22 protein-coding genes are annotated in these 22,232 nt (G+C 39.4%); 10 read left to right on the top strand and 12 right to left on the bottom strand.

What is annotated here, in order from left to right; genetic code table 11:
* The first annotated feature begins 156 nt into the window (after window positions 1-156).
* From VOI17_RS09860 to VOI17_RS09840, 5 genes are all read left to right on the top strand, one after another.
* Window positions 157-894, top strand: a complete 738-nt coding sequence (locus VOI17_RS09860; RefSeq protein ID WP_323757084.1) for an electron transfer flavoprotein subunit beta/FixA family protein — start codon at window positions 157-159, stop codon at window positions 892-894.
* Between the two features lie 19 nt (window positions 895-913).
* A complete protein-coding gene (locus tag VOI17_RS09855) occupies window positions 914-1,867 on the top strand; it encodes an electron transfer flavoprotein subunit alpha/FixB family protein (RefSeq protein WP_323757083.1) in 954 nt (317 codons plus the stop codon).
* A gap of 36 nt (window positions 1,868-1,903) precedes the next feature.
* Complete coding sequence (locus VOI17_RS09850; protein ID WP_416376051.1) at window positions 1,904-2,467, top strand: bifunctional nuclease domain-containing protein; 564 nt, start codon at window positions 1,904-1,906, stop codon at window positions 2,465-2,467.
* Window positions 2,468-2,632: 165 nt separating this feature from the next.
* The gene (locus VOI17_RS09845; protein WP_323757081.1) at window positions 2,633-3,946 is read left to right on the top strand and encodes a NupC/NupG family nucleoside CNT transporter; all 1,314 of its coding nucleotides are present in this window, start codon (window positions 2,633-2,635) and stop codon (window positions 3,944-3,946) included.
* Window positions 3,947-3,960: 14 nt separating this feature from the next.
* Window positions 3,961-5,037 (top strand): anhydro-N-acetylmuramic acid kinase, encoded by a 1,077-nt coding sequence (locus VOI17_RS09840; RefSeq protein ID WP_323757080.1) that lies wholly within the window; start codon window positions 3,961-3,963, stop codon window positions 5,035-5,037.
* Between the two features lie 12 nt (window positions 5,038-5,049).
* Here VOI17_RS09840 and VOI17_RS09835 read toward each other — a convergent pair whose 3' ends face one another.
* Window positions 5,050-6,186 carry a lycopene cyclase family protein gene (locus VOI17_RS09835; RefSeq protein WP_323757079.1) on the bottom strand — a complete coding sequence of 379 codons (1,137 nt, stop codon included), beginning with the start codon at window positions 6,184-6,186 and terminating at the stop codon, window positions 5,050-5,052.
* A 150-nt stretch (window positions 6,187-6,336) separates the two neighbouring features.
* Between VOI17_RS09835 and VOI17_RS09830 the strand changes: the two genes are divergently transcribed.
* On the top strand, window positions 6,337-7,167 hold the full coding sequence (locus VOI17_RS09830) for a hypothetical protein (protein WP_323757078.1): 831 nt from the start codon (window positions 6,337-6,339) through the stop codon (window positions 7,165-7,167).
* A gap of 16 nt (window positions 7,168-7,183) precedes the next feature.
* On the opposite strand, the gene ygiD is transcribed toward VOI17_RS09830, so the two are convergent.
* The 5 genes from ygiD to VOI17_RS09805 form a co-directional block, all read right to left on the bottom strand.
* Window positions 7,184-8,014 carry a 4,5-DOPA dioxygenase extradiol gene (gene ygiD / locus VOI17_RS09825; protein WP_323757077.1) on the bottom strand — a complete coding sequence of 277 codons (831 nt, stop codon included), beginning with the start codon at window positions 8,012-8,014 and terminating at the stop codon, window positions 7,184-7,186.
* Window positions 8,015-8,082: 68 nt separating this feature from the next.
* Complete coding sequence (gene nadE / locus VOI17_RS09820) at window positions 8,083-9,918, bottom strand: NAD(+) synthase (protein WP_323757076.1); 1,836 nt, start codon at window positions 9,916-9,918, stop codon at window positions 8,083-8,085.
* Window positions 9,919-10,650 (bottom strand): ribonuclease III, encoded by a 732-nt coding sequence (gene rnc / locus VOI17_RS09815; RefSeq protein ID WP_323757075.1) that lies wholly within the window; start codon window positions 10,648-10,650, stop codon window positions 9,919-9,921.
* Between the two features lie 2 nt (window positions 10,651-10,652).
* Window positions 10,653-11,903, bottom strand: a complete 1,251-nt coding sequence (gene fabF, locus VOI17_RS09810) for a beta-ketoacyl-ACP synthase II (RefSeq protein ID WP_323757074.1) — start codon at window positions 11,901-11,903, stop codon at window positions 10,653-10,655.
* 23 nt (window positions 11,904-11,926) lie between these two features.
* Complete coding sequence (locus VOI17_RS09805; protein ID WP_053223003.1) at window positions 11,927-12,166, bottom strand: acyl carrier protein; 240 nt, start codon at window positions 12,164-12,166, stop codon at window positions 11,927-11,929.
* A gap of 51 nt (window positions 12,167-12,217) precedes the next feature.
* Here VOI17_RS09805 and VOI17_RS09800 point away from each other — a divergent pair, with 51 nt between their 5' ends.
* Together VOI17_RS09800 and pyk are read left to right on the top strand one after the other, a co-directional pair.
* On the top strand, window positions 12,218-12,715 hold the full coding sequence (locus tag VOI17_RS09800) for an IPExxxVDY family protein (protein ID WP_323757073.1): 498 nt from the start codon (window positions 12,218-12,220) through the stop codon (window positions 12,713-12,715).
* 1 nt (window position 12,716) lies between these two features.
* A complete protein-coding gene (pyk, locus tag VOI17_RS09795; protein WP_323757072.1) occupies window positions 12,717-14,153 on the top strand; it encodes a pyruvate kinase in 1,437 nt (478 codons plus the stop codon).
* On the opposite strand, the gene VOI17_RS09790 is transcribed toward pyk, so the two are convergent.
* The 4 genes from VOI17_RS09790 to VOI17_RS09775 form a co-directional block, all read right to left on the bottom strand.
* A complete protein-coding gene (locus VOI17_RS09790; protein ID WP_323757071.1) occupies window positions 14,150-15,715 on the bottom strand; it encodes an NFACT RNA binding domain-containing protein in 1,566 nt (521 codons plus the stop codon). The two genes, pyk and VOI17_RS09790, sit on opposite strands and share 4 nt — an antisense overlap.
* Window positions 15,715-16,476 carry an MBL fold metallo-hydrolase gene (locus VOI17_RS09785; RefSeq protein ID WP_323757070.1) on the bottom strand — a complete coding sequence of 254 codons (762 nt, stop codon included), beginning with the start codon at window positions 16,474-16,476 and terminating at the stop codon, window positions 15,715-15,717. The genes VOI17_RS09790 and VOI17_RS09785 overlap by 1 nt, the downstream gene beginning before the upstream one ends.
* Before the next feature lie 268 nt (window positions 16,477-16,744).
* Window positions 16,745-17,134, bottom strand: a complete 390-nt coding sequence (locus tag VOI17_RS09780; RefSeq protein WP_323757069.1) for a response regulator — start codon at window positions 17,132-17,134, stop codon at window positions 16,745-16,747.
* On the bottom strand, window positions 17,135-17,932 hold the full coding sequence (locus VOI17_RS09775; protein WP_323757068.1) for a response regulator: 798 nt from the start codon (window positions 17,930-17,932) through the stop codon (window positions 17,135-17,137).
* Between the two features lie 5 nt (window positions 17,933-17,937).
* Here VOI17_RS09775 and miaA point away from each other — a divergent pair, with 5 nt between their 5' ends.
* On the top strand, window positions 17,938-18,891 hold the full coding sequence (miaA, locus tag VOI17_RS09770) for a tRNA (adenosine(37)-N6)-dimethylallyltransferase MiaA (protein WP_323757067.1): 954 nt from the start codon (window positions 17,938-17,940) through the stop codon (window positions 18,889-18,891).
* On the opposite strand, the gene VOI17_RS09765 is transcribed toward miaA, so the two are convergent.
* The gene (locus VOI17_RS09765; RefSeq protein ID WP_323757066.1) at window positions 18,865-19,302 is read right to left on the bottom strand and encodes a hypothetical protein; all 438 of its coding nucleotides are present in this window, start codon (window positions 19,300-19,302) and stop codon (window positions 18,865-18,867) included. The genes miaA and VOI17_RS09765 overlap by 27 nt on opposite strands.
* Window positions 19,303-19,446: 144 nt before the next feature.
* Here VOI17_RS09765 and VOI17_RS09760 point away from each other — a divergent pair, with 144 nt between their 5' ends.
* Window positions 19,447-20,760 (top strand): glycosyl transferase, encoded by a 1,314-nt coding sequence (locus VOI17_RS09760; RefSeq protein WP_323757065.1) that lies wholly within the window; start codon window positions 19,447-19,449, stop codon window positions 20,758-20,760.
* On the opposite strand, the gene VOI17_RS09755 is transcribed toward VOI17_RS09760, so the two are convergent.
* Window positions 20,757-22,232 (bottom strand): polysaccharide biosynthesis C-terminal domain-containing protein, encoded by a 1,476-nt coding sequence (locus VOI17_RS09755; RefSeq protein ID WP_323757064.1) that lies wholly within the window; start codon window positions 22,230-22,232, stop codon window positions 20,757-20,759. The two genes, VOI17_RS09760 and VOI17_RS09755, sit on opposite strands and share 4 nt — an antisense overlap.

Below are 22,232 nucleotides of genomic sequence, written 5' to 3'. Positions count from 1 at the left end.
TTCATTATTGACTATCTTCGGGGCAAATTTAAGGTTTAAACCTTCTTTTTACATCGTTTTCCTCAGAATAAAGGGCTTTTTCACTAAAAGTTGAACACAAGGCCAAGCGAGGGGTTTATTAAAGAAAATCATTTTACAAAAAATCATAAAGCAAGCATGAATATACTCGTTTGTATCACCCACGTACCTGATACTACTTCGCGCATCGCTTTCACAGAAAACAATACCAAATTCGATAAGAATGGTGTGCAATTTATCATCGGTCCATACGATGATTACGCATTGGCCAGAGCGGTAGAGTTGAAGGAAGCGAATGGAGGTAAAGTAACCGTTTTAAATGTTGGAGAAGCTGAAACTGAACCAACTTTGAGAAAAGCATTGGCCATTGGAGCTGATGAAGCCATTAGAGTAAATGCATTTCCTTCTGATTCTTATTTTGTTGCCAGACAAATTGCTGATGTAGCAAAACAAGGTGAATATGATTTGATTTTGATGGGGCGCGAGTCGATCGACTTTAACGGTGGCATGGTACACGGTATGGTGGGCGAAATGCTTGGCTTGCCTTCATTCTCTCCAGTAATGGTGTTGGAAGTGGAAGGTAGCGCTGCAAAAATCACCCGTGAAATCGAAGGCGGTAAAGAGATATTGGAAGTGAATTTGCCTTTCGTGGCAGGTTGTCAAGAGCCTATCGCTGAATGGAAAATCCCTAACATGAGAGGTATTATGTCGGCCAGAACGAAGCCATTGAATGTGGTGGAACCTACGGACAACACAAAACTTACTGAGATTGCTCAATACGAATTGCCTGCACCAAAAGGAGCGGTAAAAATGATTGATGCCAATAATGTGGAAGAGTTGGTGAACCTACTCAAGAACGAAGCGAAAGTAATTTAAATCTCCAAAAGCACAGAACATGTCAGTTTTAGTATTTATAGAAACAGAAGACGGAAAGATTAAGAAATCCTCAAGAGAGGCCCTTTCATATGGAGCTGCAATTGGGGAGGTTACGGCCATTGCTTTAGGTTCAATATCGAACGAAGAATTGGCTTCAGCAGGAGCTAACGGTGCCACTAAGGTATTGCATGCCGCTGATGAAAAGCTTAACGCTGGTTTGATTCAGCCTTATACAGCAGTGATTGCCAAAGCATTTGAAAGCACTGGTGCAGAAGTATTGGTTACTGCGAAGTCATCTTTAGCAGATGCAGTAGTAGGTAGAATTTCAGTGAAATTGGGAGCCGCCTTGGCTTCGAATGTATCTGAATTACCGAAAACAGATAACGGTTTCGTAGTGAAGCAAAGCATTTACACAGGTAAGGCTTTTGTAAACACTAGTTTAACTACCGATAAGAAAATATTGGCCATCAAGAAAAATGCTATTGAGCTAAAAACAGATGGGGCTGCGGCTTCAGTGGAGGCTTTTGAAGTAGCTTTAGACGATGCTCTTTTTGGTGCAAAAATCACTTCTTCTGAAAAAGCAGAAGGCGATGTATTACTACCAGAAGCAGATATCGTAGTATCTGGTGGTCGTGGATTGAAAGGTCCAGAAAACTGGGGCATTATTGAAGACTTGGCCAAAACGCTAGGTGCAGCCACAGGCTGTTCAAAACCAGTTTCAGATATGGACTGGAGACCTCACCATGAGCACGTTGGTCAAACAGGTGTTAAAGTGAGCCCTTCATTGTATATCGCGGTGGGTATTTCTGGCGCTATCCAGCATTTGGCTGGTGTTAACTCTTCAAAATACATTGTTGTGATCAACAAAGACGAAGAAGCACCGTTTTTCAAAGCTGCTGATTATGGTATTGTTGGTGATGCTTTTGAAGTTTTACCTAAGTTGAACGAAGCCCTTAAAAAAGCTTTAGCCTAGTTTTCTACCATTTTGAAAAAAATAAAAATCGAAATCCTGGGGCTTTCCTCCAGTCAGTCGCAAACTTCTGGCTCCTTTGCCCTTGTGCTTGGTGAAGTAGAAGGCGAGAGAAGATTGCCCATTATTATCGGGATGTTCGAGGCCCAAGCCATTGCGCTGGAAATTGAAAAGATTGTTCCTAACCGTCCCATGACGCATGATTTATTTAAATCGTTTGCGAATGGCTTTGGCTTTAGTGTGAAACATATCATCATTTCCGATTTAAAAGAAGGCGTCTTTTTTGCTAAAATCGTTTGTAGCGATGGCATTAAAACCATCGATATTGATGCAAGACCCTCTGATGCCATTGCCATAGGAATTCGATTCGATGTTCCTTTCTATACTTACGAAACCGTGCTTTCCGAAGCAGGAATCATTTTAACCGATGAGGAAGAGGTAGCAGAGGACATGGAAGATATGGCGGTAACGGAAAAACCAAAGGGAGATCGATTGCAAGATTATTCCCTGGATAAGCTTCAGCAAATGCTGGATGAAGCCTTAGGTAATGAAGATTACGAAAAGGCAGCCAAAATCAGGGATGAAATGAATAAACGAAGCTAGAAGAAGATAAAGCCTTTCTGAATTAAATCAGAAGGGCTTTATTGTGTTTAATAAGTTCTGTTAACTTTAACGGATTGATCTTTAGAGTATTTCTTTCGAGATCGCAATGGAGTGGTTTTATAAGTCACTTTTTATTATCAGAAATTCACATGTGATCAGTTAACCATGGCCATTGTAAGAGGAATAATTGGATTGATAGTACTAATTGGGATTGCCTATTTACTATCGAGTAAAAGAAAGAAGGTTGATTGGAGACTGGTAGGAGTTGGCGTCATTATACAGTTGGTTATTGCGCTACTCATTTCAGAAGTAAGCTTTATCCAAAAGGCTTTCGATTATGTGAGTCAGGCTTTTGTTACCTTTTTGGGCTTTTCTCTTAATGGGGCCGAATTCCTTTATGGCGACTTGGCTAAAAATAGTGATGCTGTTGAAGGTGTAAACCACAGCTTAGGTTTTCTATTTGTTTTTCAAGCATTACCTACTGTAATCTTCTTTTCCGCGGTTACGGCAGGTCTTTATTACTTGGGAATCCTTCAAAAAATCGTGTATGGTTTTGCCTGGATTATGGCAAAAACTATGCGTTTATCAGGCGCAGAATCAATGTCTGCTGCTGGAAATATCTTTCTAGGTCAAACCGAAGCGCCTTTATTGGTGAAGCCATTTATCGGTAAAATGACCAACTCCGAATTACTCTGCTTGATGACAGGTGGAATGGCCACTATTGCTGGCTCAGTCTTGGGGGCTTATGTGTCCTTTTTAGGAGGTGGAGATCCCGTTCAACAAGCCAAGTTTGCTACTTATCTTTTGAGTGCTTCCATTATGAATGCCCCCGCGGCCATCGTAATGTCTAAAATATTCTTACCAGAGTTAGAACCAGAAAAAATTGATTCACGACTGAACGTGAACAAGGATCAGATTGGTGTCAATGTTATTGATGCACTGGCTGGTGGCGCATCGGATGGAATGAAATTGGCGATGAATATCGCTGCTATGTTGTTGGCTTTTATTGCAGTAATCTATTCCCTGAACTGGATTCTGGTTGATGGAATTGGTGCTTGGACAGGCTTAAACACTTACGTGGTTTCAAGTACCAATGGCGTATTTAGCGGTTTTAGTCTCGAATATATTTTGGGTCAGGTGTTTAGGGTGTTTGCCTTTATCATGGGTGTAGAATGGTCTGAAACCTTGCAAGTAGGGAGTTTAATTGGTCAGAAAACAGTGATCAATGAATTTGTAGCTTATTTAAGCTTGGCAGATATGAAAGCCGCTGGCGAACTGAGTGAGAAATCAATCCTTATAGCCACTTATGCCCTTTGTGGTTTTGCGAACTTCTCTTCAATCGCTATTCAAATTGGAGGTATTGGAGGTTTGGCACCAAATCGTCAGGGAGACCTATCGAGACTGGGAATTAAAGCACTAATGGCTGCGACACTCGCTACAATGATGACTGCCACAATAGCGGGCGCACTCTTTGGTTAATTTCAATTAATGAGATGAAAGAAACCTACCATGTTTTAGGTTTAATGTCGGGTACCTCTTTGGATGGACTGGATATGGCGTATTGCTCTTTTTGGAAAGAGAATGAACAATGGCGGTTTTCATTGAACAAATCCATTTGTATAGAATATACCCCTGATTTTCAAGAGAAACTTAAGTGCTCTATTGAGCTTTCTACTTTAGATTTATTGCTGCTCAATAATGAATTCGGGCAATGGATGGGAAAGCAGTCCAAGATTCTTATTGACCAAAACCAGCTTGATGTTGATTTTATTTCCAGTCATGGCCATACGGTTTTTCATCAGATAGACAAAGGACTCACCTACCAGATAGGAGCAGGACAAGAACTGGCCAATGCTGCTGGTCAAAAAGTGATTTGTGACTTCCGTACACTCGATGTGACGCTTGGCGGTCAAGGGGCACCTTTAGTGCCAATAGGTGACGAACTTCTTTTCTCTGATTATGATTTCTGCTTGAATCTGGGCGGCATTTCAAATGCTTCGTTCCGAATAGAGGGAACCAGGAAAGCTTTTGATATTTCACCAGCCAATATGCTGTTGAGCTATATCTTAAAATCAACTGGGAAGCCTTTTGATGACGGGGGCGAAATGGCACGTTCAGGCAAATTGGTTCAGCCATTATTAAATCAACTGAACGCATTGGTCTTTTATCAACAAGCTTTCCCTAAATCTTTGGGTTTTGAATGGTTCAGAGATGAAATGATGCCTTTGATTGACAGTTCGGAGGCTAGTATTGATGATCAATTGCATACAGCGGTACATCATATCGCTTTTCAAATTAGTGAAAGCCAGAAGCCTTATGCAACGGCTGATGCCAAGATGTTGGTGACCGGGGGAGGGGCAAAGAATCTATTTCTGGTGGAGACGATTCAGCACTATTTGGGTAGTTCAATTGAAGTGGTAATTCCTGAAACCTCAGTAATCGATTTTAAAGAAGCCATCGTCTTTGCTTTTATGGGTGTGTTGAGAAGCGAAAATATAACCAATTGCCTTAGTTCAGTGACTGGGGCCTCAAAGGATTCATCTTCAGGAGTGCTTTACCAACCTTGGTAATTTTCCTCAAGCTTACTTTCCGAAGGTTTTAATAAAGGCTTTGCCAAAAGCAAGGATAGGAGTGGAGGACATGATTTTCATTTCTTCGGCCAAATTGGTTTCCTCATCCAAAAACTTAAATACGGCTTGCGCACCATTTTTCTCAAACAAATCAGAAAATATTTGAGCGCCCGAATGCTCCCCATTCTTCAATACATTTAATAATGTACTGTCGTACTTCATGAACCTCTTTTTCTGATAGGGCAAATCGGCCAATGGATCTTTTTGTTCGGCTAAATTATTCGCCATCTTTTTTAAGATGTGTTGCGATCGCAAAAAGGTATATCCAGTGGAGGGTTTAGCAAAACCACCACTGATGCCAATGTTTATAATTTTCCCATCCTTTACAGGAAAAGGAAAGTCAGTCATTGGAATCACTCCGAACTCATCTTCTATCACTTTGTAGTCCTCTATTCTTAGGAAATTGTCGAGATAATCATCCAGTCCTTTGTCGTATTCTTCAGGTTGAAGGAGTTCCTCACTAAAAATGGTGTATTCCACCAAGGCCTCATTGGGAGAAAAAGGAAGCACGTAACCAAATCGACAATCTCCTTTTTGATCGATCCGAAAATCCATATAGGTCATGGTGTCGGCATCGAAGCAAGGTTGCTCTGTCTGAATAAACCTTCCTTTAAAATGCTGAAGAAACTGTACATGCTTAGAGGGAATCTCGAAATCTTTAAGGCCATATGTGCTATTGAAAACCAGGTTTCCGGAATAAGTCTCTGTGTTAGTTTTCACTATTCCTTCAGTATTGATTTCGGTAACGTTCTCTGTTACCCAAGTGAGGTTTTTGAATTTAGCGAGTTCCAATTTCATGAAATTATAAAAATCTTTACCTCTTATCATTTTGTAAGAATAGGGTTGAAGATCGAATGTTTTCTTGAAACTAGGGCTTGAGAAATAAGCTTTATCCCACCGTTTAGACACTAGGTTTTCGAATAGATTGACTTCCTTTTCCCAGAAGCACCAAGTGCGGTCATTTGCTGATTTGTCGTCTTTATCGATAATAAGTGTGGTTTTTCCCTTATTTCCGTATGTCAACAGCAAATAAGCCAAGGTCAAACCTGCTGACCCACCTCCTGCTATTATATAATCAAATTGCCTCATCGCTATGTAAACTTAAATGATAAAACTAAGTTTTGATCATTACGATTCGCTTAAAATGGACGAACAGATTCTTTATTGAAGATTAAATTAAATTGTTAGGTTTGAGGCTTAGCAGCACATTAGTAAATCTGGGAAGCCCTTTTGGGACTAATGAATTGTAAACCTATCATATTGCTCTGCCTTTGCAGCGTCCTCTTTTCATGTACAGAGAGGTTAATATGTCCTGCATACCAAACTTCTCTAATCCTAGATAACGATTATCGGCAACAGCTTTTCTCTCCATTTACTATTTTTGAAGGCGACACCATTCCGAAAATGCCTTATGGCTTTGTGAAAGACCGAAGTGACGAATTGGATGAATCTTTTTATGCCGCTTCCGAAGGCAAAGGATTTCGAGTTCAAAAGGGAAGAACGTACCCTATTGAGAAGGAAGGTTTCGAGTATAATAATCGAAAACACCCCTCTTTTATTGCTAGAATTTGGTCAAGTCCTGAAAGACCCGTTTTAGAAAATCCATATCTTATAGATAAAATCTTAATGAAACGACCATTCTATAAGCTCGATATAGTTGTGCCCGAGTTGGTCAATATTGGTATTTTGGATTCATTAGAAACGGAAATAGAATCTATAAACGATTCTACTCCACTGGATTCAATAACTCCTAAAAAGGTGATTACGGCAACCATTTTAACGACTCCTAAGGGGTATAAAGGCTATAACATAGACCAAGAGAACTACAACAAGAAATTTGGTCATTTGTTCCCTCAACCACCGCCACCTCCAGACCCAATAGATTCTGTAGCTTATAAAAAGGCACTTAAAGATTCCATCGCAGTCGATACGCTGTCGATCAAAAAGAAAGGTGTTTTCGGAATGTTCAAAAAGAAGGACAAAGCAGCCAAACCTCCAAAAGAGAAAAGAAAGGATAAGAAGAACAATGAGGAAGCGATAAAAGAGGAAGAAGCTGGTATTGGTAAATGATAATCAGACTTAGACCTTAACCTCCAATTTTTACCGAGGTCATTGTAAGTGAACCGGCTATGGACTTGTCATTGAAGAGCGATACAGTCTCATCTTTATCTTTCAGTGCTAGCGTGTACAGCAAAGGAAGGTAATGCTCAGGCGTAGGGATAGAAAGTTGAAAGGCTTTTCCGTTAGCGCTGTAATTGATCAGTGAATCGTGATTATCGTTGATAATGAAATGATTCATTTTTTCTTTGGCCTCCAAAGCCCAATCGTGCGCGTAGCCAACGGTATTGATTTGGTTCCATGCCACCAAGCGTAAATTATGCACCATATTTCCACTTCCAATAATCAGTACCCCTTTTTTTCTCAATGCAGATAACTGTTTTGCAAGGTCATAGTGGTATTGAGGAGGCTGATTATAATCCAAGCTCATTTGAATGACAGGCACATCTGCATTGGGATACAAATGTTTTACCACACTCCAAGCGCCATGGTCGAGTCCCCAATCATGATCGAGTTCTACCCTGGCTTTTGTAATGATTTTTTTTGTTTCTTCCGCCAGCATTGGACTCCCAGGAGCTGGATATTGCACTTCGAAAAGCTGTTTAGGGAAGCCACCAAAATCATGAATGGTTTTTGGTGAGTCCATGGCTGTCACAAAAGTGCCCTTGGTTTCCCAGTGGGCAGAAATGCAGAGAATAGCACTGGGCTTGGGGATTTCGGTGGCTACTTTTCTAAAGCCTTCCACAAACTCATTTTCCTCGATAGCATTCATTGGGTTTCCATGCCCTAAGAAAAGCGCAGGCATTTTCTCTGTATTGGGAAAGAATGAGGAAATTTTGTTGAGTTCATTAAGTTTCATTGCCATTCTGAGTTAACATCATTATCGCAAATTGAATTCAATTAGATCAACCTTAATCGTAATGATACTTACAATTCTTTCAGTTCTTCAATAAATCCAGCGGACAAAATTGGGAATCGGCACCAAGTGCGTGGATCCACATTGAATTCATCCAAATGAAATGCAGGAGCAAGTCGCTCTCTTTTCCACTGATTTCTACTCCAAAGTTTGTAGAATTTAATGATGTGGTTCTTTAAAAGACTTTCATCTTCTAGTCCTTTCTTTTTCAGGTTTTCGAAAACCTCTTTTGGCGATTGATGATCTCGAATGGCCAACTGCTCAATGGCCAGTAAAATAGGATAAGGCATTAAATCATCCTCATCGGTTTGATTTTGATTTTTTGGTCTCAATTCGGCCATTGGGGCTAAGCTATTGATCCTAGCCAAGCCAGAGTAACCCAAGTGTTCTTCGGCATATACGAGCCATTTTCTAATGAAGACTTTGTCTACACTCGATATAGGAGCTAGGCTGCCGCTTGTGTCGCCATCCATTGTAGCGTAGCCTACGCTGCCTTCGCTACGGTTAGAAGTAGTCAATAGTACTCTATTCTTAATATTGGCTAGCATCCATATAATCGGGCTTCTGGAGCGGGCCTGAATATTCTGAAGAGTAATATCATCAGTTTTCCATTCTAACTTTCTATCGAGGGCCGTCTCTATGGTCGAAGTATAATTTTCAACGGCCTTGTCAATTGTCCAATGATAGAAAGTAGCTCCGATGGAATTCGCCAGTTCCTGAGCTGCGTTTAAAGTGTCGTCTGATGAGTTAACGGAGCCTTGATAGGCAGTCGCAAAAATTTCTCCGACAATTTCTTTGTGGCTCTTTCCTTCTAAATCTAGTCGGTTAATGCTTTTTAAAAATGCTGACTGACCTAAAGTTTCAATGGCTCTCTTTACCATTTCGGCCACCAATACTGCGCAAGTAGCTGAGTCTGCACCACCGCTTAAGGAGAGCGCATAACCATTACTTCGGCTTTTTCTGAGGTAATCATATAGGGCTAAAGCAGCCGCCTTTGGAAACTCAATTTCCTTTGCATCTATTGGGATGATATTTTGTGGTTGGGTGTTGCCCTCTGAAATTACATCCGCCCAAATGACTTGATAGGGTTGGAAAGAGAGTAATTCATTTCTTACTATGAGTGCTCCATGTTGGGCTATCATCATTTCCCCATCATAGATCATTCTTCCAGCTTCGTTCCCCAAAAGGTTTGCGTAAACGTAGGTGCATTTAAATTCTTTCGAAGAATTTTTCACCAAGTCAATTCGCTGCAATGTTTTTCCCATTGCAAAGTGACTGGCGCTTGGATTCAGAATTAGGTTGACTTCCTTTTTACAAAGTCTGTGCGCAGGGCGTACAACACCTCTCCAAGCATCTTCACATATTTCGAAACCTATTTTCCAATCTTTGAAATCAAAGGTAAGGTCTCCGATTGGGTAATTATTTCCGTCTATTTCAATTTCCAATACTTCGCCAATTGGCCAAGGGGTGAACCATCTGGGTTCATAATGTACTCCATCAAGTGCCATGTACTGCTTGGCGTAAACACCCAATATTTCTTGGTCATAAACCACCACAGCACAATTGTACAACTTACCGCCAAAATAAAGAGGAAGGTTAAAACTGGTAAAAAGGCCTTTGGTTTCCACAATAAGTTCAGGTAGAAAGCTTTTGGCTTTTTCAGGTAACCAATGGCTTAGAAAAAGATCTTCGCAGCCATAAGAAGTTACGGATAGCTCAGGAAGACATAAAATTTCAACCTCTTCATTTCTGGCTTCTTTTAATGCCTTTTTGAGTTGAAGAATATTGTTAGTCCAATCGAGAGGGGTCTGGTTTACTGTGGCAGTACCAATACGATAAATTCCCATTTATTCAATTTCAAGTGAAATACAGGCCTCGCGGGCTGCATCTTGCTCTGCTTTCTTTTTGCTTAAACCATGTCCCTTGGCTATTGGTTCGTCATCAATTAAAACTTGAATAACAAACTCCTTAAAGTGGGTCTTTTCTTTGGTTTCCAAGAGGTCAAAGCTAGTGGTTTTCCCGTTCTTCTGCGCCCATTCAATCAGTTTGCTTTTGTAATTTTTCGTGGTACTAATAATCTCCTCAATATCGAAATGAGGAATTAAGAGTTTGTTGACGATAAATTTTTGGGAACGCTTAAATCCTTGGTCAATGTATACGGCACCAATAAGTGCTTCTAATGTATTGCCATAAATGGACTTGTGAGAATTGGGTGTTTTTCTTCTAGAGTCGAATTGGACAATATGATCCACGCCAATTTTTCGAGCAAGCAGATTCAAAGAGTCCCTGCTTACAATTCTAGATCTGATTTCTGTAAGGAAGCCTTCGTCTTTGTAGGGGTATTTTTTGAAAATGTAATTGGCTACTACCAGCCCTAAAACCGCATCACCAAGGAATTCTAGCCTTTCGTTTGATTCTTTAACTCCCTCTTTTACCGATTTAGCAACAGAGGTATGTTGGGTCGCAATTTTGTAGGGTTTTAAATTAAAAGGCTTACTGCCCACAATTGTTTTAATTGAGGCAATAAGCTTTTTATCTTCTTTTGAAAGGTTTTTAAATTGGGTTAACCACAACCTCACTTTCAATCCAGTTTTCTAAATACAACCGATGTGTTGTGACCACCAAAGCCAAAAGTATTACTTAAGCAGGCGTTGATCGTTCTTTCCTGAGCTTTATTGAATGTGAAATTCAGCTTAGGGTTAAACTGGTCATCATCAGTAAAATGATTGATGGTTGGAGGAACAATTTGATGTTCAATTGATTTTATTGCTGCAATAGCCTCAATAGCTCCAGCAGCTCCTAAAAGGTGACCTGTCATCGACTTTGTAGAGCTAATGTTCAGGTTATATGCGTGCTCACCAAATACTTTTTCAATAGCGATCACTTCACTCATGTCTCCCAAAGGAGTAGAGGTGCCGTGTACATTGATATAATCAATCTCCTCAGGCTGCATTTCAGCGTCTTCAAGTGCATTAATCATAACGCTTGTAGCTCCTAAGCCTTCTGGATGTGGTGCCGTAATGTGATAGGCATCAGCCGACATTCCGCCACCAACTATTTCTGCATAGATTTTAGCTCCACGCGCTTTCGCATGCTCATATTCTTCAAGAATCAAAGCCCCAGCGCCTTCACCCAAAACAAAGCCATCTCTGTCTTTGTCAAAAGGTCTCGATGCCGTTTGTGGACTGTCATTTCTTTCAGAGAGTGCCTTCATGGAATTAAATCCACCCATCCCTGCTTCGGTAACAGAAGCTTCTGAACCACCAGTAATCATAATCTTAGCCTTACCTAGTTTTATATAGGTCATGGCATCAATCATGGCGTTGGTAGCTGAAGCACAAGCTGAAACAGTTACAAAGTTAGGCCCGCGGAAACCATATTTGATTGAGATCATACCCGAAGATATGTCCGCAATCATTTTTGGAATAAAGAAAGGATTGAACCTTGGGGTACCATCACCTTGTGCGAATGACATAACTTCATCCTGAAAGGTTTTAAGTCCTCCAATTCCTGATCCCCAAATTACTCCGGCCTTGGATAGGTCAATAGACGCTAAGTCCAAGCCTGAATGTTCAAAAGCTTCAGTAGCCGCAATCATAGCGAACTGTGTAAAGAGGTCCATCTTACGTACCTCCTTCCTGTCGAAATAATTCAAAGGATCATAATCCTTCACTTCACAGGCAAACTGAGTTTTGAATTTTTCTGGATTGAAACGGGTGATAGGCCCAGCACCACTTACACCTTTAATAAGATTAGCCCAATAAGTATCGAGATTGTTTCCTAAAGGTGTTAGTGCGCCAAGGCCTGTTACTACAACTCGCTTTAATTGCATATAAGAGTAGTAAGTAAAAATTATTAATTGCTAACGTTAGCTTCCAGGTAAGAGATGGCATCACCTACGGTGCCAATGTTCTCTGCTTGATCATCTGGAATAGAAATGTTGAATTCTTTCTCGAACTCCATGATTAACTCAACAGTGTCAAGCGAATCTGCTCCAAGATCATTAGTGAAGCTTGCTTCGGGAGTCACCTCTGATTCTTCTACTCCTAGTTTATCAATGATGATATCCTTTACTTTTGATGCAATGTCCGACATTTTGGAAAATTTTAGTTAAAACGTGTTGCAAAGAAATGCAAATTAACAATAATGTCAAACATATTTTTTAATCTTGTCGTTGGTTACTTGAGTATTCAGAAACCCGTTTTTTTCGCATTTATGGCAAAAAATAAGCTAGAAATTTCTTATGAGATTGATTTTGAATTGGTAGCAATTAATGCTAGCGTAAAGGAATACAAGCTGGCTTGGATGCTGAATAAAAGCCTAGGGTGGGATTTAGTTAAAAAAGAGAATATTGAGCTAGATTTCACAGGTAATAAAGCCTTGCTAATATCTAACTATTTATACGAGACGGAATACCAGACTTTCAGATTAATTCGTAACAGAGCGGTCGATGGAGAGGAACAATTCAATGCGTTTATTATTCCTGAGTTAAAGAATTTCGACTATTTCATTATGTTAGAGAACGAATCTGTTGGTTTTGACTTAAACGCTTTCATTTCAAAAATCAAAGAAATACCTTTCGTTCAATTCGCAGTGTTAATGGATGCTGCGGCCTTAAAGTCTAAGGATAATTTAATATTTTAATATGGGTTATAATAAGAATATCAATAAAGCTAAAATTGTAGCTACGGTTGGTCCTGCAAGCGATTCTAAAGAGGTGCTTAAGGAACTGATTTATGCTGGAGTTAACGTTTTTCGCTTAAATTTTTCGCATGGAGATCATGCAAATAAATCTCTAATTATAGAAAGAATTAGAGAGCTCAATAATGAATTGGGTACCTATTGCTCTATTCTTCAGGATTTGCAAGGACCTAAAATAAGGGTTGGTGAGATTGAAGGTGGCGAAGTGTTGATTACCGCTGGCCAAGAAATAGTGATTACCACTGAGCAAATGGTGGGCAATAGCAAAAAGGTATCTACTGTATATGAAGGTCTGTCAACAGATGTGAATGTTGGTGACATGATCTTGATTGATGACGGGAACCTAGAACTTACAGTCAAGTCGATTAAAGGAGCTGATGTAACCTGTGTAGTTAAATACGGAGGATTACTTAAATCTAAAAAAGGGATTAACCTACCTTTTACCAAGGTTTCTGCTCCCTCGCTCACCCCAAAAGACATTGAAGATCTCGCTTTCGGTTTAGAGAATAACGTGGACTGGATTGCATTATCGTTTGTACGTCACGCAGATGATATTCGTGATTTAAGAGCAAGAATTAAGGCGGAAGGGAAGGACTGCAGAATTATTGCTAAAATTGAAAAACCTGAGGCGCTTCAAAATATAGATGAAATTATTGCGGAATCTGATGCGCTAATGGTAGCACGTGGTGATTTGGGAGTCGAAATCGTAATGGAGGAAGTGCCAATCGCTCAAAAGATGATCGTTGAGAAGTGTAACTTGGCGGCTAAACCAGTAATTATTGCTACCCAGATGATGGAAAGCATGATTTACAACCCAAGGCCAACGAGGGCAGAAACCAATGATGTTGCCAATGCGGTTTTGGACGGTGCCGATGCACTGATGCTTTCTGCGGAAACTGCTGCAGGTAAATACCCTGTTGAGACCATTAAGAGTATGGCGAAAACGATCGCTTCTGTTGAATCCTCGGCTCAACGAATTTACAGTAATTTTTATGAGCCTTTAGAGTCTAGCGACACTTACATGAATGACAATATTATGTTGTCCGCTTGTCGTTTGGCTGAAAGAATTGAAGCAGAAGCTGTGCTTGGTAATACTGTGTCTGGTTATACGGCATTCAAGTTGGCATCGCATAGGCCAAAATCTAATATTTTTATTTTCACACCCGAAAGGAGCTTGCTAACCAAATTGGCTTTGGTTTGGGGAGTAAGGGCGTACTTCTATGACAGTGAAGAGTCTACAGATCAAACCTTTAAGGATCATGAAAACATTCTGAAGGCGAATGGTCATTTACAAAAGGGAGATGTGTTTATCACTACCGCAAGTATGCCAATCAGGGAAAGGGGTAGGACGAATATGTTAAAACTTAATGTAGCTGACTAGGGCTCTGCTTGAGGCCCTTGAGAAGGAACCATGAGTACCTTTTCTTGAGCCACAAATACTTGACCAGGTGCAGCTCCTTTCTTCTTACGGACATATTTTGCAGGCGTATAAATAACCGGTACTAGCGTATCGGTTTTTCTTTTTGAATAGTATGCGGCAAAACCTGCAGCCCTTTCTATTACAGATACAGGGATGTTTTTTCCCGCCTGGTGTTTGATTAAAACATGAGAGCCAGGAACGTCTTTGGCATGCAGCCAGAGGTCTTCTTTGTAAGCATGTTTCAATGTAAGTTCATCATTCGATTTGGCGTTTTTCCCCACCCAAACCTGATATCCCTGTACGATAAATGTTTTATAAGGGAGATGAACTTCTTGAATGTTCTGATTTGACTCAAAGCCGCTGCTCTTGACAATTGACCTTAATTCTTTGAGTTTTTCAACTTGTTCAATCAGGTCTTTTTGACTTTGAAGAGTAGCTAGCTGTTCTTCTTTGTTTAATATGTTTTCAGTAAGTTTTTCAACCTCTATTTTTCGATTCTTTGACTTTCGATAATAGTTCTCAGCATTTTTCTGAGGAGAAAGAGACTTATTTAATTTGATGTCAATGTTGTCTTCAGTGTAAAAATTAAACAGATTGATCGTTGTCACTCCAGAAGGAATGGCGTGTAGATTGGCCATAATTATATCTCCAATGTGATTGGGAGCGGTTGACGTTTCAAGTTTTGTTAATTGACTTTCTGTTTTAGCAATGTAGTTTTTGGCTTGGCTTATTTTTTTATTAAACAGTTGTAGCGCATTACTCTTCTCTTTCTCGAAAGAATACTCCGTATGGAAAATATGGTAAAAGCGATTTAACGCATGGATTGGGTCTTCTGATAACGTTTCCTTTGTGTCACCGTAATCAATTAAACTGAGTGCAGGAGCACCTTTTAAGTTTGTAATGAAAAACGGGTTGCTCTCTAGTTTTTCAATTAATACTATTAGCATTGCCCATTGTTCATGAATGTCTAGTTCATTGAAACGGTTAGCCAAGAGGTATCCTTTGACTAACTTCCCAAAAGTGGGGTAGAACTTATGAGGATCTGGCTCAGTCAAGTACAAGGCCTCGGAGCGGGCTATAGGTCTCTCTAAAGAAGCTGGCACTATAGTTTTGTCCGCTATTAATTTCTTTTTGAATAACTGAGGGTTTTGTCCCTTTGGGATTAAGATTATGTTAGACCGGTTACCATGCATTTTAAAAAGAAGCACAGCACCATTTTTAAAAGCAATGTGAAATGCCCTTTCGTTTTCATACTGGTGAACTGAATGAACCTTACTATGAATGAAGAAAGGAAAGATATCTGCACTATTTCTTTTGCTTCGAGCGAAATTTTCCGGAAAGGATAGGGCGGTGAAATCACTTTGAAGTGTAGCCCTGATAAAGAAACTATTATTGTCTTTTAATAGAAAGGCCAGAATTAGCTCGTCCTTTTCTTGACTGAAGGATTCAATGAGTTCCGCTCCTTGAAGTATTGAGCCCAAGGATTTTGAAAGTCGCTTTAAAACGTAAAAATTAAGGTGCACTAGATTTCGATTTTTAGCCCATCATAAGCTATTTCGATATTTTCTGGCAGTAGTGCACTTACTTTCTTGTGAGTGCCCATTTTGTGACTCAAATGAGTGAAGTAGGTTTTCTCAGCATTGATTTCCTTGGCCAATGTAATGGCCTCATCTAGGGTCATATGACTAGGGTGCGGGTCGATTTGAAGTGCATTGATGACCAATATTTTGGAGCCTTTTATTTTTTCTTTTTCCTTATCAGAAATGGTCTTTGCGTCTGTAATGTAGGTGAAGTCTTTAATTCGAAAACCAAAAACGGGTAATTTAAAGTGGACCACCTCTATTGGTGTTAATTTGATTTTTTCTATAAAAAACGGAGAGTTATCGATTTCCTGAATGTCAACTGAAGGAATACCTGGGTATTTTGTTTCACTAAAAATGTAGGCGAATTCTCTTTTGAGTTGTTCAACTACATTCTTTCGGGCATAAACAGGCATGTCTTTCTTTTGTAGAAAGTTGAATGATCTAATATCATCCATTCCAGCAGTATGGTCTTTATGTTCATGAGTAAAGACCAAAGCATCTAGTTGAGTAATATTTTCTCTTAGAATTTGCTGTCTAAAGTCAGGGCCAGAGTCGAAAATGATACTTAGTTCATCAACTTCTAAATGAATTGATGTTCTCAATCTCTTATCCCTGAAGTCTAAAGAACGACAAACCTCACAAGAACATCCAATTACTGGGACTCCTTGTGAGGTTCCGGTGCCTAAAAAAGTAACTTTCACAGGTCGATTTCAGTTTGTGATAATTCCATTAAGAGCTTCCTGTTCTTTTCGTTAAGCTTCGATTTGTCTATTTGAATTGACTTCAAAATGTCAATTAGGCACGTGATTTTGCCTTCAGTGGTATAGTACTTATTAATGATTGCAATTCTAGTATCGTTAAGAAGGCAATATCCTGATTTGAAACTGCCTTTTTCATACCGCAATATGTAATCTGATTCAGCGAAAAGATCTTCGAGTTTGCTCAAAAATTGTTTCGTGTACCTTACAGTCATTCAGCAGAAGCAGTATATTTTTTCACCAACTCAATAAGCTTATCATAATCCAAGGGCTTTTGCATGTATTCATTGACCCCAGCCTCAAAAAAAGTGCTCTCAGGAAGATTTTTAGCATTTCCTGAAATCCCGATAATAGGTACTTTCCCTTTTTTGTTTTTAATAGACCTGATCTTTCTAGTAGCCTCCAATCCACTCATTACAGGAAGGTTGAAATCCATAATAATAAGGTCATAATCATCTTTTTCGTACTTGTCTAATACGCTTTGTCCATCTTTGGCGGAGGTGATTTTGCAATTTTCAAAAAGCAGAATCTTTTTCAAAAGGTTTTGAATTACGGAGCTATCCTCAGCAACGAGTACGTTTTTATAATTCACTTCAGTCATTTAGTTCAATTTTAAGATTCTTTCGTAATTACTTACGAATTTAGCAAATAAAGCAAGTAATTTTGGTAAATAATTTTCCGAGTCTATTGTTTGAGAATTTTTTATTTCGAATTCTACTTGCTCAGAAAACTTGGCAATAGGGCTAATTCCTAATGATGCCGAATTTCCTTTGATAGTATGCAAGATACTTAAAATTTTATCAATATCATTTGACTCAAAATGAGACTTTAGCTGTTTTAGTGCTTCAGAGGTTTCTGATTCAAAGTCCTTGTATATCTCTAATAATTCATGTTGTGAAGCGTATTTTCTGAGTTCTTTGATGGTCTTTATTTCAACTAATTCAGCATCGGAATATCTTAGCAAGTGATTTGAGCTTGCTTTTTCTTTTCTCCATTTCTGTAGAAGATTTTCGATTTGGTCTTTGAAAAGGTTTGCCTTTATGGGCTTTAGGAATAATTCATCAAAACCAAGTTGTTTGAATGAAGTATTGCCAAAGTCATCCGAAAAACCGGTGACAGCAAAAACGAGTGAAGGGTAATCAGAGTGCTTTTTCTTTATGAGATTTAAACATTCAAAGCCATCCATTTCGGGCATTTGAATATCCATTAGAATAACATCTGGGATGTGATTTTCAAGGAATTTTAAAGCCATTTGACCATTTGAGGCTGACAACAATTCAGTATCTTCGTCCGACAAAACGGAACGTAAGTATTGACGATTTATATCATTATCGTCTACGATAAGTATTTTTCTACTCAAAATGGGGTGTCTAGGTTGAAGTCGGGCAAGTTTATTCATTAATTATGACGATTCAAATAGGAGGTGTGATTAAGTTTGACTTTTTAATTTGTGTGGTTGGCCCTACCGCAGTAGGGAAAACCGTTCATTCAATTAAATTAGCTCGCAGTATTGAGACTGAGATTATTTCCGCAGACTCTAGACAGTTTTATAAAGAGCTAGAAATTGGAACAGCTAAGCCAAACAGTCAAGAACTTGCGGCCGTCAAGCATCACTTGATAAATTCACTTTCTATATACGACCATTATGATGTTAGAAAGTTCGAAAATGATGCACTGAGGATTCTAGCGCATATCTTTTCAGAAATGAAAGTTGCGATCATGGTGGGCGGTTCAGGACTATTTGTCGATGCTGTTTGTTATGGCTTGGATGATTTACCCCCAGTATCTTCTGAGTTGAGAGATCAACTTACCCAAGAACTCGCTACAAAAGGACTTGATTCGCTTGTGGATGAATTAATGGAGTCAGACCCTGACTATTGTATCCAAGCGGATTTGAAGAATCCACAACGCGTAATTCGTGCCTTGGAGGTAATCCGCTCTACAGGAAAGTCATTTAGTAGCTTCAGAACTGGGAAGAAGGTAGCTAGACCTTTTCATGTGATCATGATTGGTTTGGAGATGGCTCGAGAGAAACTCTATGAGCGAATTGACTTAAGAATGGATCAGATGATTGAAAATGGTCTTTTTGAAGAGGCTGAAAGATTCTATGGCAAACGCCAATTGAATGCACTTCAAACAGTTGGGTATAAAGAGATTTTCGGCTATTTAGATGGGGATTACGATAGAGATGAGGCCATACGCCTGCTTAAGAGGAATTCAAGAAGATACGCTAAGCGCCAAATGACATGGTTTAAGAAAAATGACCAAGTCAAATGGTTTGAGTCTAGCGATCACGAAGGGGTATTGAAGTACGTTTTGTCAGAAATTGAATCAAAAAGCCTTGAAGCCGAAAAGTGAAGCCACCATTTTGTTGGAAGGCGAGGCGATAAATCGATTATATTCCCCTGAGGCCGTTTTTAAATTACGAAGCAATTGTTTTTGCTCTTCATTTAATCGTTGAATTTGGGTTGACAATGGTTTGTCAGAAATTTGTGGTGCTGCCAGATTAATTTCTGCAATCAATAGCTCTTCTTTGCTAAAACTCTGAAACCTATCAGTGGAAGTTTTCTTGAGTTGCCCAGCAATTTCCGATAGTGGTGAGACTTCATTGCTGCTGTGATGGCCCAAGATTAAATGTTTTCTTTCACGACTCACCTCTTCCATCCTGTCAATCATTTTGGTGATGTTGGCTTTTCGTGGCTTAATTTGATTGTAGATATAGATAGAGAATAGTAGAATGAAACCTGAAAGAGCGACTATAATCGGCATGTAACCCATTGTTGTATGTTTTGTGTTTGACCTATTTTGTTCGAAGTAAATTTTTTTTGAGAACAAAAGCAAAGTTAACCCTTAATAGCGCCTTATTACCCTTTTGTTTTATGTCATTATCGGTTTTCTTATCATATTTGACCAATGACTGACTCTGTCAATAAAAAAGTATTGATCATCACATACTATTGGCCACCTAGTGCTGGGGGGGGAGTGCAGCGTTGGCTTAAGTTTTCAAAGTACCTGCCAGAATATGGTTGGGAACCTGTGATTTTCACCCCTGAAAATCCTGATTTCGACTTGAAAGATGATTCCTTAGTTAGAGATACTTCTCTTCAAACTGAAGTGTTGAAATTTCCGATTTGGGAACCCTATTCAATATTTAAGAAGCTTTCTGGTAGAAAGGAATTGAAACAGGGACAAGTATTAGAAGGAGGTAAGAAGAGCATCATGTCTCGGTTGGCGATTTGGCTAAGGGGGAATGTCTTCATCCCCGATCCTAAGATCTTTTGGGCAAAGCCTTCTGCCAACTACATTGACTCAATATTAGAAGGTAATAATATAAAAACCATTATTACAACAGGGCCACCACACTCCATGCATCTGATTGGTTTAAAGCTTAAGATGAAGAACCCTGGGGTTACTTGGATTGCTGATTTTCGTGACCCTTGGTCTAAATGGGATATACTTCAGAAATTCAACATGAGCGCCTTGGTTTGGCGGAAGCACAGAGATTTAGAACAAAAGGTGATACGCGCTGCGGATTGCGTATTGACGGTGAGCAATAGCTGGAAAAGCGATTTTGAGAAACTGGGGGCAAGAAGAGTGAAAGCCATAACTAACGGTTTCGATGAAGAAGATTTTAATAGCCCCATTTCCACTCCTCAACCTGATAAGTTTAGAGTAAGTCATGTAGGCATGCTGAATGTTTTCAGAAACCCAGAGTGGTTTTGGAAGGTGTTGAATGAAATGGTCACCTCAGGCGAATTAGGAGATGATTTAGAAATTGAATTTGTAGGAATCTTGAGCGATGATGTATTGGCTACTTTTAAATCCCATACGCATCTGATGCCACTTATTAGGAAATATAATTATTTACCTCATTCGGAAGTGCTGGGAAAATATCAGCAATCTTCTGTGCTGCTATTACTTCAGAATAATTCTGAAAATGCAAAGGGGCATTTGCCAGGGAAGCTCTTTGAGTATTTAGGGGCACAAAGGAGAATCTTATGTGTAGGGAATAAGGAGAGTGATTTGGCCGAAATTCTGAACCATACAAAATCTGGTTCTGTTTTCGAGCAAACTGACGAGAATCAATTAAAGTCCTTTTTGAGAGAAGCCTATCAAGATTGGAAGAATGGAAATTCTATTACTAATGTTGAAGGAATAAGTAGGTTTGGAAGAAGAAGTTTAACTCAGGAATTGAGCGAACTACTGAATACCTTGGGCACTCGTTAATTCTTCTTTAATCGATCTATAAAACCCAATACAAGGCTATTTACCTCTTTTGAAACCTTGAGCCCAATGGTGAGGCCTACTAGTAGAATTGTAATTGCTAGAGACCGAATAATAATATCTAAAAGCGTTTGGTCCAGCTTGGGGATCCATTGGTTTACCCAAAGCACGAGCCCTATAATGGCCAGTAGTTTGATGCTCCCCAAAGAGAATGGCTGAATTTTAAACTTCATCCAAACGAATAAAAATTTACTTAGGTTAAAAGTAAGCATGGCTAAAAATGAAGCAATGGCAGCACCTTCAATTCCATAACTTGGAATCAATAATAAGTTCAGCGCAACAGTGAGTATGGCCAAAATACCCACTGCAATTACATTAAACTTATAGTGTTTCGACATCACAATGATTTCTCCATTGGTGCCGAAAATCATATCACTTAGCTTCCCTAGGCCAATAAACAAAACCACGTTAATGCCTTGGATGTATACTTCTCCGTTGGGGATAAATGAATAGAGGCTTTCTAGATTTGCCCAAATGCCAATGAGCAATAAACTTCCAATAATCATTTGGTTGATAGAGGTCTGTTTATAGAGTTTCTCTACAGCGGGCATGTCGTTCTTTTCGAAAGCCTGTGCAATTAATGGGGCAGAAATCTGCGTAATAGAACGTTTGGGCATTTCGATTACCCCGCCAATAAAAAAGGCAATCATGTAAATTCCTGTGGCATCTAAACCTAAAGCACCGCTCACCATAATGCTGTCAATTTGTAGCACGATTTGCGTGCCTCCTGCTCCAATCATCATATAGACAGCATAGGTCAAGATTTGCTTCAATAACGGTCTATCAATGAATTTAAAGTTGAAATTGAGGTGAAAGACTTTCAGGTGACGCAGATAAAAAACAACCGTAATTACCATGAGCAGGTATGCACCAGATAACCATTGAATAAGCCCACCAAACGTGATAATATCTAAGGCATATAGCGCAACAAGGACAGTTACAGAGAGTCTCAGTTGGATATCTCGAATAAGCGTAGGGATGACGATTTTCAATAAACTACGGCAATAAGATTCTAGCAATTGAAACTGAATGAGTAGAAAACTGATCAATAGCGTAATTCCAAAATACTGGATAAATAAGCCCGATTCTTTAGCGAAGTAAGCTGTGATTTCAGCGTTGAACAGAAAGGTAAATGCAGCAAATACAATGAACCCGATAAGTCCGCCTAGAATTATAAAGCTGAGAAAGCCTTTTTGATCTTTGAGTTTCGGGAAGAATTTGACCAAAGCAGAGCCTAGGCCAAATTGCCCAAAAGTAGCCATCAAAAAAGCACTACTTTGAATTAACCTGAAGAGGCCAATTTGATCTGCCTCTAAAAAATAAGGGAAAAGCCAAAGCACATTGACGTATCCAATCAATACTCCTATATAGGCGATGATAGAAGAACGAATGCTTTGCTTGATTACGATGCCCAC

The sequence above is a fragment of the Roseivirga sp. genome (assembly GCF_034669765.1).
Lineage (GTDB): Bacteria > Bacteroidota > Bacteroidia > Cytophagales > Cyclobacteriaceae > Roseivirga.
The sequence above is the reverse complement of the archived record's forward strand: the minus strand, read 5'-3'. Positions and strand labels throughout refer to the sequence as shown.